Consider the following 13,761-nt stretch of genomic DNA (forward strand, 5'->3'; position numbering starts at 1 on the left):
ATCTATGCCCCCTAACCTAACGCCACAGCTAATGCTTCAGCAACCGTATTTACTCCAACAATTTCAATATTGGCAGGCGGTTTCCAACCGCGCAAGCTCTTCTCTGGTAATATAATGCGCTTAAAACCAAGTTTCTCTGCTTCCTTCACACGCTGCTCTGCACGAGAGACGCCGCGAACCTCACCAGTGAGCCCTATTTCGCCAAAGACAACATCGAACGGCTGAGTCGGCATATCTCGGAAGCTGGAAGCAATCGCAACCGCCATCGCTAAGTCAACGGCCGGCTCATCTAGCTTAATTCCACCCGCTACATTCACATAGGCATCCTGATTCTGCAGGAACATCCCCATTCGCTTTTCTAAGACCGCAATAATAAGCGCCAGCCGATGATGATCAATGCCTGTCGCCATTCGGCGCGGGGAAGGAAAATTCGTCGCCGATACGAGCGCCTGCATTTCAACAAGTACAGGACGTGTCCCTTCTAGGCTGGCAACAACCGTAGAGCCTGCTACACCGAGCGGTCTTTCCTGTAGGAACATTTCGGATGGGTTCTTCACTTCAACAAGTCCGCCCTCCGTCATTTCGAAGATGCCAATCTCATTCGTCGATCCGAACCGATTCTTCACAGCTCGCAAGATTCGGTAAGAATGATGCCGCTCTCCTTCAAAATAAAGGACACAGTCTACCATATGTTCAAGGAGACGCGGACCCGCGATTGCCCCTTCCTTCGTCACATGTCCAACGAGGACAGTAGCAATTCCCTTGCCTTTAGCGATGCGCATGAATGTGCTTGTGCATTCGCGTACTTGCGCAACGCTGCCGGGAGCAGACTCAACCGATGGTTGAAATACAGTCTGTATGGAATCAATGACAAGGAAATCAGGCTGTGCTGCCTCCAGCGCTTCCTCGATATATTGCAAATTCGTCTCACTAAGAACGAATAGATTCTCTGACAATACACCGAGGCGATCTGCCCTAAGCTTGGTCTGACGCATCGATTCTTCCCCAGATACGTACAGCACCTTGAGGCCGCTGGCGGCAAGTGCATTCGAGGTTTGCAATAGGAGTGTGGACTTCCCGATACCAGGGTCTCCCCCCACTAGAATCAGCGAGCCTGGGACAACCCCCCCGCCCAAAACTCGATTCAGTTCGCTAAGTGTCGTGGTGAGCCGGGGTTCACGTCCACTTTCTATGTGTATGATAGATTGCGGTTTTTCTTTCGTTTGGATCAAGGAAGAATGCACACCGGCAGTCTTTACAACAGTCTCCCGCTCTTCCACCATCGTATTCCACTCACTACAGCCTGGACATTTCCCCATCCACTTCGGTGATTCGTATCCACATTCCGAACAATAAAATTTCGTCTTAACTTTGGCCATGAAGCCGACACTCCTAATCAATGTGCTGCAAGTCGTCGGTCGCCATGTCCGCAAACAGGTACCTCGTTACTCATTACTCAATAGTTTACCATTTTTAAGAAGGCGGATAAAGTGCTTTAGCATATCATAAGCATAAACAGTCGCACACCATGACAATAAAACGGCATGAAAAACCCTTTTGCCTAAAGCTATAGCGAGACTCCCTGAATTAATGCCTCTGCTTCAACGAGCTGTAAGCCATACATTATATCTCCCTCCTTATTTACATAAAAAACAAAAAAGAGAATCTTACCCTCCCTTTTTGCAAGGGAGAGCACGATTCTCTTGTGAATCTATATCTTATTTACACATTAGCTGTATTGGCTTCCTTATTATGCAGGACAACCAACTCGCCGTCCTTCTCGTCGATAACGACGGAATCGCCTTTGCTTACATTGCCCTTCAGCAGTTCCTCTGACAGACGATCCTCGATATGCTTCTGAATCGCTCTGCGCAGCGGACGTGCGCCGTACGCTGGATCGAAGCCTTCCTTCGCGAGGAAATTCTTCGCATTATCTGTCAATTGGAAATCGACATCTTGTTCCTTCAGGCGCTTGCGAAGTTCTCCGGCCATAAGGGATACAATCTCAGCGATATGCTGTTGTTCCAGTGAGTGGAACACGATAATTTCATCAATCCGGTTCAAGAATTCAGGACGGAAGCTCTTCTTTAACTCGCCCATTACTTTGTCCTTCATGTTGTTGTAATCCTTGCCAGCGTCATCGATTGCTGTGAAGCCCAGCGTAGAATTCCGCTTGATCGCTTCCGCACCAACGTTAGAGGTCAAGATGATTAGCGTATTGCGGAAATCAACGACGCGTCCTTTCGAATCCGTTAGACGACCGTCCTCCAGCACCTGAAGTAAGATGTTGAATACTTCCGGATGTGCCTTCTCGATTTCATCCAACAGGACGACAGAGTATGGCTTGCGGCGAACCTTTTCCGTCAATTGGCCGCCTTCCTCATAGCCGACATATCCCGGAGGCGCTCCTACGAGACGAGCTGTTGAATGCTTCTCCATATATTCAGACATATCGATGCGGATTACGGCATTCTCGTCACCAAACAAAGATTCAGCCAAGGCACGCGCAAGTTCTGTTTTACCAACCCCAGTAGGTCCAAGGAAGATAAAGGAGCCCATTGGGCGCTTCGGATCTTTCAACCCTGCACGCGCACGGCGAATTGCCCGGCTCACAGCCTTCACTGCTTCATCCTGGCCAATCACACGCTGATGGAGAATCTCTTCCATCTTGAGCAAGCGTTCCGTCTCTTCTTCCTTCAGCTTCAATACCGGAATTCCCGTCCAGCTTGCTACAACTTGAGCGATATCTTCCGGTGTTACCTCGGAGTCTACGCGTCCTTGTTTCTCTTTCCACTGGTTGCGAACCGTTTCCAGTTCCTCGCGCATCTTCTGCTCTGTATCGCGAAGTGCAGCAGCCTTCTCGAATTCTTGGCTCTGTACGGAAGCATCCTTCTCCTTGCGAATATCCTCCAATCGTGCTTCAAGCTCTTTCAAATTAGGCGGTACTGTGTACGTATGAAGACGTACTTTGGAGCTCGCCTCATCGATCAGATCGATTGCTTTATCAGGCAGAAAGCGATCCGTAATATAGCGATCTGACAGCTTCACTGCTTGCTCAATCGCTTCATCGGTAATTTTCACGCGATGGTGTGCTTCGTAGCGATCGCGCAACCCAGTCAAAATTTGGATAGCTTCTTCCGGTGTCGGTTGATCTACCGTAATCGGCTGGAAGCGTCGTTCGAGCGCTGCGTCCTTCTCAATATATTTACGATATTCATCAAGCGTTGTTGCCCCAATGCATTGCAGCTCACCGCGAGCCAATGCCGGCTTCAAGATGTTAGAAGCATCAATCGCCCCCTCAGCTCCACCGGCGCCGATCAACGTATGCAACTCATCAATGAACAGGATAACGTTACCCGCTTGGCGAATTTCATCCATAATTTTTTTCAAACGATCCTCAAATTCACCGCGGTATTTCGTACCAGCGACAACTGAACCCATATCAAGCGTCATTACACGCTTATCACGCAACGTCTCTGGGATTTCATTGTTAATAATCTTTTGTGCCAAGCCTTCTGCTACAGCCGTCTTACCAACCCCAGGCTCACCGATAAGCACTGGATTGTTCTTCGTGCGGCGGCTCAATACTTGGATAACTCGCTCAATCTCCTTCGAACGTCCGATAACCGGATCCAGATTGCCTTCCTTCGCTACCGCAGTCAGGTCGCGAGCCAAGCTGTCCAGTGTCGGTGTGCTTACATTTTGCGACTGGCCGTGATGGCTGGATACAGCCTCACTGCTGCCAAGCAGTTGCAGCACTTGTTGGCGCGCTTTATTCAAGCTGATGCCGAGGTTGTTCAGCACACGTGCCGCTACGCCTTCCCCTTCACGAATCAAGCCAAGCAGGATGTGCTCTGTTCCCACATAGGTGTGGCCAAGCTTGCGAGCTTCGTCCATGGACAGTTCAATAACTTTCTTCGCACGCGGCGTATACGCAATATTAAGCGGCTGCTCTTGACCGCGCCCAATCAATGTTTCGACTTCGTCCTGAATCTTTTCCAAGCCAAGACCGAGCGCTACGAGCGCTTTCGCCGCAATGCCTTCGCCTTCACGAATAAGTCCAAGCAAAATATGCTCCGTACCAATATTGTTATGCCCCAGTCGAACAGCTTCTTCCTGTGCCAAAGCTAATACTTTCTGCGCACGTTCTGTAAATCTACCGAACATCATATGTGTTGCACCTCCATATTACATTATGATTTAGATTTGGATAACGTCTCGCGAATCATCTTCGCACGATGTGTATCTCGATCTTCTGCAGATAATGCCGTGTTGTATTTATGTTGTAAGAAGCCTGGCTGTGTCATGACCAACAGTTCATTCAGATCTGATGGCTGAATATGCTGCAAGATGCCAAGGTCAGAACCAAGCCTGATGTCGGACAACCGTTGTGCGGCTTCTTTTGAGTCCATAATTACTGCATGCTTCAAAATTCCATAGGAACGGCATATGCGATCCGTTAACCGAATGCGATTGCTCGTCAGGAGCTGCTCACGTGCTGCCTTCTCATGCTCGATTAATTGCTTCACAACACTGTACAAATTATCAATAATCTCAGATTCGGATTGACCCAACGTAATCTGATTTGAAATTTGGAACAGGTTGCCGATCGCTTCGCTACCTTCTCCATATATGCCCCTAACTGCCAGACCTACCTGGGTTACGGCCTGAAGCATGAGGTTGATTTGCTGCGTCATAACCAATGCCGGCAAATGCATCATCACCGATGCTCGAATTCCTGTACCAACATTCGTCGGGCAACTCGTCAAAAACCCTCTCTTCTCATCAAAAGCGTAATCGATATGCGATTCGAACACATCATCGATCCGACTCGCTTGCTCCCACGCTTCACGAATTTGCAGTCCTGGATACAGACATTGAATACGAAGATGATCTTCCTCATTAATCATAATGCTGGTCGATTCATCCTCACTTACAATAACTGCACCGTTGCGGGACTCATTCGCTAAATTCGGGGATATTAAATGCTTCTCTACAAGCACTTGCTTCTCTGTATCGCTAAGCTCTGCCAGCTCTAATTCATGAAAGTGATTCAATTGCGCAAATTCCGGGTCTTTCATGACTGCTGACAAACGATTCAACACCTCAGCTGATTGCTGATTCGTAGCCAAGAGTGGGAACGGCAGCCCGCTAATATTCCGCGCCACACGGATACGGCTGCTAATGACGATATCGGAATCAGGGCCCGTGCCGCGCATCCAATCGCTTAGGGCTTCATCAATAAATCGTCGCTCTGTCATCTCGTCATCTCCTTCCAATTCGCACTGCTTAATGTCATCTTACTCCCTCGATATCACTTATATCCTGTGAGAGCTATCAGGAACTGCTTCGCTCAGAATCGCTAGGCGGTTGATTCTCCAGCTCGCGAATGCGGTCACGCAAGTTAGCCGCCTCCTCGAACTCTTCACGCAAAATGCTGTACTGTAGCTGCTTCTTCAGCTCTTCCAGCTCGCGTCTGCGCTGAATCCGTCCCCCTCCACGCTTCGGAATTTTACCTACGTGTATGGTATTGCCGTGAACGCGCTTCAAGAGCGGATCCAAGCGATCGCCGAAAAAGGTGTAGCACTCATCGCATCCAAAACGCCCTAGCTTACCAAATTGCGCATAGGTAAGTCCGCACTTCTCACAGCGCATTGGCTGCGGCTTCGCATCTTCCTTAGCTCCTTGCTTGCTGCCTGTCAAATCGAAATCAAGCAAACCCGACAATAAATTATGGATGGAGAATCCGTTCGCCGTGCCTGGAATCCATTCGCCTTTTTCCCGAGCACATGATTCACAAATGTGAAATTCCGTCTTCTGTCCATTAATAATTTTCGTAAAATGCAGGGTAGCCGGTTTCTGACCACATTGTTGACACACCATAACCGTCTCTCCTCCTTTATAGATAGCTTCCGTTTTGCTTACATCCAGCCTTTATTTGCTCAATAAAGCCAACAGCATGGATCGGAGCAACCGAGCACGCAACTCGTCGCGATAAGGAAGCTTCACTGTCAAGTTATCTCGAGATACTGCAGCCCGCAGCAGATTCGCTTCCCGGCGGGAGATGAATTTCGCTTCTTCCAGTTGATAGATAAGTCCCTCAGCGGCACTTTGTTCGATCCGCTCTCCAATGGACTCGCACAAATGATTATGAATCGCTTGATGCGCCGGCAAGTCAATTCGCTGGATGCGAATGTATCCTCCTCCGCCGCGCTTGCTCTCAACGACGTATCCCTTCTCCAATGTAAAGCGCGTGCTGATTACATAATTAATCTGTGATGGTACGCAAGAGAATTGTTCAGCTAAGTCATTGCGTTGAATCTCTACGGCGCCTTCCGAACTCTCAAGTAGGATATGCTTCAGATAGTGCTCGATCAGGTCGGAAATGTTGCGCATTGTCTCCCCCCTTTCCGCTTAAAGTAGTCTCTATATTAGGTTTAACCAAATATAAGCCTCACTTATTCTGTTTTGGCTTAATATTTTGAACTTTTTTGACTATTAGTCTGACTTTGACTTTCTTTGACTTTACATTTATTATAGCGCACTTATATGAATTTGCAACTGTTTTAGATCAATTTCATCAGCTATTCTACACTTTTATGTGGATAACCTTCTTCTAAGGAAATTCATTTATCTCTGTACATCTCGATTACGCAGTATATTCAAATTCGCTATTATTGGTAAGCCCCATTCATGCGATGAATGTTGTGGATATCACGCCTATTCTCCACATAAGTGGATAATTGATGCGTACAGTGTGAATAAAAAATAGAAAATTCTCCGTCCTAGAGATTGTTCACAGGCAAAAATATTTATGGTGTACATATTACAGCTAGTGAAGAACATTTATGCACATGTGAATAACAAATTCAGTTTAGAGCAGAAGTTGCATGATACCGAGTGAAAACCGATATAAAAATACTCCCGCTGCCGCACAGCGGACGACACGGGAGTATCCGTATTATTCTGCAATATAATGAAGAATTGCAAGAAGTCGTTTCAAAGCAGCTCCCGCTTCTGCTCGTGTAGCCTTTTCGCTAGAACGCAGTGTACGGTCTTGATAGCCGTTGAGTACCCCGGAAGTGAGTGCTTTACTCGTAGCCACTCTTGCCCAGTCTTTGATTTGTTCTACATCCTTATAATAATCCATAGCCTCTGCAGCATGATCCTTCTCAGCTTGCAAATCATGTCCTGCAATATGTGCAGCATTGACTAGCATTTGTGCCATTTGCTCGCGAGTGACTGGGGCATTTGGATGGAAGAATCCATTTTCATCTCCCTGTATGAGCTTCAGTTGAGCTGCAATTAATACCGCATCTGCATACCAAGCTGATACTGAAACATCTTTGAACGCTTCCTTAGATAAGGTACGAGCTTGAACATCGCCATATCCTAATCCACGCATAAGCATGGTTACAAATTCTGCTCGAGTTACGGCAGCATTCGGAGCGAATTGTCCACCATCACGCCCTTGGACTATTAGCTTGGAAGCAAGCATCTCCACAATCGACTTCGCCCAGTGTCCATTTACATCTCCGAAGCTCGGAGCGTATTGGATAACAACAAAGTTGCCATTGTAGCTGTGCTTCATGTTCATTGTGGATTGGGTATCCTTCTCAGAACGCTCCACCCAAGACGGTACGAATGAAAATGATTTTATCATAGCATTGTACTTCAGAGCTGTCATTTCCCCTAAGCTTTGGCTGCCCGGTATTCGAATGGAACCTGCCGTAAAGCTGCCTGCTCGATCAGGAATTGATGCGGATTTCCCATCCTGTTCCCAATTCAGTTCGAACTGTACAGCTGACATCAAGCGTGCGCCAGATAATGTGGAAGCAGCAGTCGCAATTTCCTTCATCAAATCATTGGATGGCTTCTTCATGCGCAAGGACAATTGTTGTGGTGCATGATCACCGTTCCATTCTCTAAGCTGCTTCATTGGAAGCTGATAGCGTCCTGCCCCTGTCTGTACCTCAATCTCCAAATGAGCAAGCCTTTCAATCGCACTCCTTAGCTTCTTCACTGGGAATCGTATGTGCACATCATCTTCTTCCGTCGGCGCTGAAATCATCCATAGCTGCTTGCCTGATGCAGTATCAGTCAATCGAGTCATCGCATCAATCTCTTCATTGCTAATTTGCAGCTCAGATGTCTTCGTTCCATCCATATTATTTACGCGCTTAATCGATGAAGGCTCAAAGCGGACACCTTCAGTGGTTACAGTCATTCCCTTGAATTGCTCTTGTACCCCGACAGAACCACCGCCACCGTTGCGATCCTTGCTATCGTTTTCATTTCCAGAGCTGCTTCCAGTGTCTGTACCCGATTCTTTATCCGGCTTTGTACCTGGGTCTGTTCCCGCGTCTTTCACAACGACAATCGAGCGCCCGTTTACGGTATTGTGTGGATCATTCAGTTCGTTCGTTATCCCATCCTTTGTTATGGAGAATTTGTACGAATATTCGCCATTCGCTGCGTTCACCATTACGTAGACGAACCGTTCATTTTCCTCATCGTACGTCATCGGGTAAGACTTGTTGTTGATCACAACATCAGCATTGGTGATGTGATCCTGCTCACCGCTGGCAAATAACGACTCATCCCGATAATAGAACGCAATCTGACTTTTCTCTTGAACCGGGCCAGCTACCGAAGGTAGCGTCTTGAAAGCTTCCTGCCCGCTATATATATATACCTTGGTTAGGGAGTCATCCAAATTCGTCTTAATGAACCGATTGGCATCGATATCTTTCGCTTCCCAGTTTCCTTTTTTGACAATAAATCCAATCGATTCAGCTTCTGGTGCGATTTCAATCGTGGCAGTCGCCATTCCCTTATCAATACGCTGGAACTCATGACCGTCATCTTTTACACCAGTCTGCCATACCCACAGTCCCCAGTTGTCATATTTCGCGTCTGGACGAACATAGTTAATTTGAACATAGCGCTTCAGGAACGGCTTAACCACTACATTCTTCGATGCCTCTACTGCTCCAGCTCGAGCTGTAATGACAGCTGTTCCTTCCCTCACACCTGTTACCTTCCCAGCGCGATCGATTCTGGCCACTGTTGCATCCGACGAACTCCACTCTACAGCTGCACTGGACATCATCTGTCCGAATTGATCCTTGACTGCAGCTGTAAATGGTAATGTGCGCCCCTCAAAAATTGAATCTGAACCGTTAATGGACAGCGTCATAGGAACAAGCTTCGCTACTTTCACATTTACCTGTGCCGTCAATTTGCCTGAGGTTGCGGTAAGGACTGCGGCTCCTTCCTTCACTGCCGTTACTTTGCCTCCATTGTTCATGACAGCCACCGCAGCATCGGAGGTTGACCATGTTACGTTCTCAGTGAACATCGGACGTCCCTTCTGATCGCGCACCACTGCTGTTAAGCGAGAGCTTGTTCCAGGCTCTAATCCAAGCGTAGAAGATGCTACTTCAAGCTTTGTCGCTGTCGGTGTATAATCATTCTCCTGATCGTACAACACCATCATGGACAATCCGGCTACCTCTACCTTGCCGCCCTCCACCGTACGAATCGTCTCCACACCGGCAGACGTATGATCCACGACAATGTTCCATTCGTCCGGAGTTGGCAATGCAACCTCTTGCGATGCAGTCGAACCGTTATAAATGACGACGATATTGCGCCACTTATCCCCATTCGCAAAGTTATTCAACTTGAATGCAATAACCTGACCTTCTTGACGGTAAACTTGTAAGTTTGAAGTGACCTCATCCTTCTTTGTCATGCGGAAAGCAGGATGTGCTGTCCGAAGCTCGATAAGACCTTTCAAGTAATCAAATACTGGTTTGTACTCCGCCTTCTGCTTCCATACGATTTGATTAATCGCATCTGGGCTCTCATAGCTGTTATGATCTCCGAACTTGCTTCGTAGCAGCTCATCTCCTGCATGAAGGAACGGAATTCCTTGCGCCGTGAGAACGATACCATTTGCAAGCAGCGAGCGTTTCACTGTCTCGTTATCTAGTACATTCGGCTCTGTCAAGGTAGCGAATGGATTACGTTTAATGTCCGCATCTTTTCCTTGTGTCTTCAGCACTTTATCCCACAAATTCAAGTTATCATGTGCAGTTACATAATTAATCGTCTCCGTCGGAGAAGCCGTAAAGTCTGTAATTGCACCGAGCAGCCCCTTCACCACATCCGCCTCTTTACCTTCGGCCCCTGTCGCGAAACCTGTGGAAGCATCGTCACTTCCACCCTTAATGGCCCCACGAATATTGTCATTGAATACTGCGAATCCTTCTCCCCGCTGTTTACCCTTCTCAATCTGCAATTCCGCAGCTAGCGGTGTGCTGCCCCCTGACCATGGCTCGCCATAGATAATGATGCTCGGGTCAATCTCTTTTAGATCATGAACAATGGCGCGTGTCGTCTGCAAATCGATCAGCTTCATCAAGTCGAAGCGGAAACCGTCTACATTGTATTCCTCTGCCCAATACCTTACGGAATCCTGTACGTACTTGCTAACCATAGGACGTTCTGTTGCTACTTCATTTCCTACACCGGAACCATTTGTTAAGTTGCCTTGCTCATCGCTCCGATAGAAATAACCCGGTACCATCTTATCAAATACCGACATATCGGACTCCAAGCCAGTTACAAATGTATGATTGTACACGACATCCAACACGACCCGAATGCCTTGATCGTGAAGCGCTTGCACCATTGCCTTGAACTCACGAATTCGCTTCGCCGGGTCTTCCTGCGCCGCGTTGGTCGTATAGGCTCCCTCAGGGATGTTATAGTTTACCGGGTCATAGCCCCAATTAAACTTCCGCTCTTTCGAGTTCGTATCATCAACCAACTTCTCATTTACCGAACCGAAGTCATAGGTCGGAAGCAAGTGAACATGCGTTACACCAAGCTCTTTCAAATGGTCGATCCCTGTCTTAATATCAGGCTTACCTGGCAAAGTCGTTCCGGTTTCCGTAAACGCGGTAAACTTTCCCCGGTTGCCGTGCGATATTCCCGAATTCTCGTTAATTGAAAAATCACGAACATGCAATTCGTAAATGATAGCGTCTGTTGGATCAAGGAACGGAGGTTTCCGATCGCCATCCCAGTTTGCCGGATTTGTTGATGCAAGTTCAACAATGGCCGACTTTGTACTGTTCACCGATGCTGTTCTCGCATACGGATCAAGTGCATACGTTATGCTTCCATCCGGGAATTGCAGCTTGTACATGTAATAGGTTCCGTTCAAGTTGCCATCCACGTCAACTGCCCATACACCTGTAGCTGCATCCTTGTACATCGGAATTTCTCTACTAGGCGTTTCTTTTGCAGTATCTGCCGTATTGTATAAAGTCACAGCAGCATGTGTAACGGTAGGCGCCCATACTTTGAAGCTGCTTGAAGCAGAACGATACGTAACGCCCAAATCATTCCCTGTGTATACATAACTGTCCAAAATGCCCCGCATCTTGATTGGCATATCTCTATAAATGTTCCGTGGATTTCCTTCATACCGTACTGTTAATGCCCTTGACACATCATCAACCGGTGTGGACAAACGGATCTTTACTGATTTCTCATCTTCACCTTGAGCAGATACCCCCTCCAATTTGGATGTACCATCATAAATGACAAATGCGGTGTAATCCAAGTTCGGAACAACATCCTTCAACGTGACACGAACTTCATTATCCTGATCCATGATAGCAGCATGCATGGAAGGCTGAGCCTTTGTCGTAAAGGAGAACGTATATGCAGCATTCCGTGTGTGGGTATCCTTTCCTATAACGCTCCCTGCTGGAATGACCGCCTTATACTCCGTATCATATCGAAGCGGCTGACTCGGTGTAATGATCAGCTGCTGTCCCTTTATCGCCACATCTATCGATTGAGTCGTTCCTTTTGATTCTTCAAGTGTAATACCTTGACCATTCATTTCTACTTGTTCGGAAAAGGTGACGATAATCGGCTTTTCAACTGCTGCATGCTGCTGCTTGTTGGCCGGATCTGTGCTAATTAGCTCCAGAGCGTCACTCATCCCCTTTATCTCATAATTGTGGGCATATACACGCTGCACATTGGGGTTTGATGATTCATCCCAACTGTTTGCCCGTGTATTACCCGGATCTTCCGGTATTATATTGAATGCACCATGCGTGTCCTCATTTCCGCTTAGAACAACAATTGGACGCAGTTGATCATGATTTTTTAGCTTGAGCTGGTATAGCGGAATGGCCGCCTCAAACCCCGACTGTCTGGAAACTGCAAACTCCGCTCCTTTACGATCACCCCATGTTGATAGTATGGGATTCCCTATATCCAAAGAATCATATAAAGCAGCGCCTTCAATCTCATTGTCCTGCTTCAATCGCATCATAATATGATATTGCGGCTTTTCTGACATCCCGCTGAAATTATATTGTGCTCCCCATGGATTGTCCGATTTGCCTGAGTCCACTTGATTCACATTCAAGGCGATATCAATAAACTGCCCCTTATCTCCCCAATTCGGCATTTGCGCGTCTACCCATACATACAGCTTATTGCTGTCATTCATCAGCTTGATCTCACCAAGCTGCGTCTCTCCGTAAGTGCTCGCTGTAACGGATTGACCAAGCGCTCCAACCCCATCCCACAAACTATCTTTAACCCCGTCAATGATCGGAGCAAAGGTAACAGCGAACGGCTCACTATATGCCGCTAATCGGTTCGGATGCTGCTTCATATTCCAACCATTCGCAATTTCATTGTCTGTTGTTTCTGGGATTACATCGAATACCCCATGCTCATCTGCTCGATCTCCACTAAGAACGACTATCGTTTTAACAATATCGTTCAGTTTCAAATGAAGCTTACTCAGAGGGATAGCTCCGCTTATCACCTTAGCCTCGTCTGCAACATGGAAGTATGCCCCTTGTAAATCGCCTGATCGAAGCAATGGAGAAGATGAAGCACTCTTATATAGAGCAGCCTCACCGCCTTGCTTCGCTTCCATCACGATATGGTAATTTGGCTTTAGATTAGTATTCTCATAGTTGAATTGTCGTTGATAAGGATTGGACGACACTCCTGAATCTGTATCGTTGATCTGAAACGCAATATCAATGTACTGCCAAGATTCTGCATGCGCAGCATCAACTCGAAAATACAAATAATTTGCATCGCTCATAAGTTTAATCTGATCAAGCTTAGCTCCATTCCAGCCTGCCGTTGTTGACGTTCCCAGCGGCTTCACCATATTCCAATCAACAGCCTTCAGCGCATTTTCTGCTGTTGTCTGCCCCGCTGCTCTACACTGTGTTTGCTGCTGTTGAATTTGAGATTGCAGGGTTGTAGGCAAGGCTTGAGCTGCCCCTCCTCCCAAAACCGGCATCATACCGCTCAATAATATGGCGCCAACTAACATACAAGAGATTGAAGCCTTCCATTTCCTCATGACAATTCTCCTCTCTATGTGTGAAATATCATTTATGCAAACGTTTGCATTTTAGACAAAGGAAATGAACAAGTAAAAAATCTCAAACTGTCCTTGGTCAATATGTAATGTATATATGAGAACAAGCATCTCATGTAAACGTTTACAACAACAAGCATACTGGTTTCTTCTAATTCATGTCAACCCGATCTTTGAACCTATAAAACAGATTATAACATACGAAAAAACCACTATCGAGTGATCTCAACAGTGGTTTTTGTGTGCTTGGCGACGTCCTACTCTCCCGGGACCCTGCGGTCCAAGTACCATCGGCGCTGGAGGGCTTAACGGTCGTGTTC

6 protein-coding genes and 1 rRNA gene are annotated in these 13,761 nt (G+C 47.1%); all 7 read right to left on the minus strand.

The genetic code is table 11. The features are described from left to right. Positions 1–11 precede the first annotated feature (11 nt). Complete coding sequence (radA, locus tag NO352_RS19495; RefSeq protein WP_262866467.1) at positions 12–1,379, minus strand: DNA repair protein RadA; 1,368 nt, start codon at positions 1,377–1,379, stop codon at positions 12–14. Positions 1,380–1,722: 343 nt separating this feature from the next. Continuing rightward, complete coding sequence (clpC, locus tag NO352_RS19500; protein ID WP_163979305.1) at positions 1,723–4,170, minus strand: ATP-dependent protease ATP-binding subunit ClpC; 2,448 nt, start codon at positions 4,168–4,170, stop codon at positions 1,723–1,725. Between the two features lie 23 nt (positions 4,171–4,193). Continuing rightward, positions 4,194–5,261 carry a protein-arginine kinase McsB gene (gene mcsB / locus NO352_RS19505; protein WP_005544600.1) on the minus strand — a complete coding sequence of 356 codons (1,068 nt, stop codon included), beginning with the start codon at positions 5,259–5,261 and terminating at the stop codon, positions 4,194–4,196. Between the two features lie 76 nt (positions 5,262–5,337). Then, positions 5,338–5,883, minus strand: coding sequence for a protein-arginine kinase activator protein McsA (gene mcsA, locus NO352_RS19510; protein ID WP_005544601.1), 546 nt, complete (start codon positions 5,881–5,883; stop codon positions 5,338–5,340). Positions 5,884–5,934: 51 nt separating this feature from the next. Next, entirely contained in the window at positions 5,935–6,396 is a 462-nt protein-coding gene (locus tag NO352_RS19515; protein WP_005544602.1) for a CtsR family transcriptional regulator, read from the minus strand. 565 nt (positions 6,397–6,961) lie between these two features. After that, positions 6,962–13,423, minus strand: a complete 6,462-nt coding sequence (gene pulA, locus NO352_RS19520) for a type I pullulanase (RefSeq protein ID WP_289356547.1) — start codon at positions 13,421–13,423, stop codon at positions 6,962–6,964. 262 nt (positions 13,424–13,685) lie between these two features. After that, positions 13,686–13,761: ribosomal RNA gene (gene rrf, locus NO352_RS25335) — 5S ribosomal RNA — on the minus strand; the annotation flags it as partial.

Source organism: Paenibacillus sp. S-12 (genome assembly GCF_030363895.1).
Taxonomy (GTDB): Bacteria; Bacillota; Bacilli; order Paenibacillales; family Paenibacillaceae; genus Paenibacillus_B; species Paenibacillus_B alvei.

What these genes read in the sequence shown, in the direction of transcription:
- radA (WP_262866467.1), bottom strand. Translation starts at nt 1,379, where the DNA reads ATGGCCAAAGTTAAGACGAAATTTTATTGTTCGGAATGTGGATACGAA.
- clpC (WP_163979305.1), bottom strand. Translation starts at nt 4,170, where the DNA reads ATGATGTTCGGTAGATTTACAGAACGTGCGCAGAAAGTATTAGCTTTG.
- mcsB (WP_005544600.1), bottom strand. Translation starts at nt 5,261, where the DNA reads ATGACAGAGCGACGATTTATTGATGAAGCCCTAAGCGATTGGATGCGC.
- mcsA (WP_005544601.1), bottom strand. Translation starts at nt 5,883, where the DNA reads ATGGTGTGTCAACAATGTGGTCAGAAACCGGCTACCCTGCATTTTACG.
- NO352_RS19515 (WP_005544602.1), bottom strand. Translation starts at nt 6,396, where the DNA reads ATGCGCAACATTTCCGACCTGATCGAGCACTATCTGAAGCATATCCTA.
- pulA (WP_289356547.1), bottom strand. Translation starts at nt 13,423, where the DNA reads ATGAGGAAATGGAAGGCTTCAATCTCTTGTATGTTAGTTGGCGCCATA.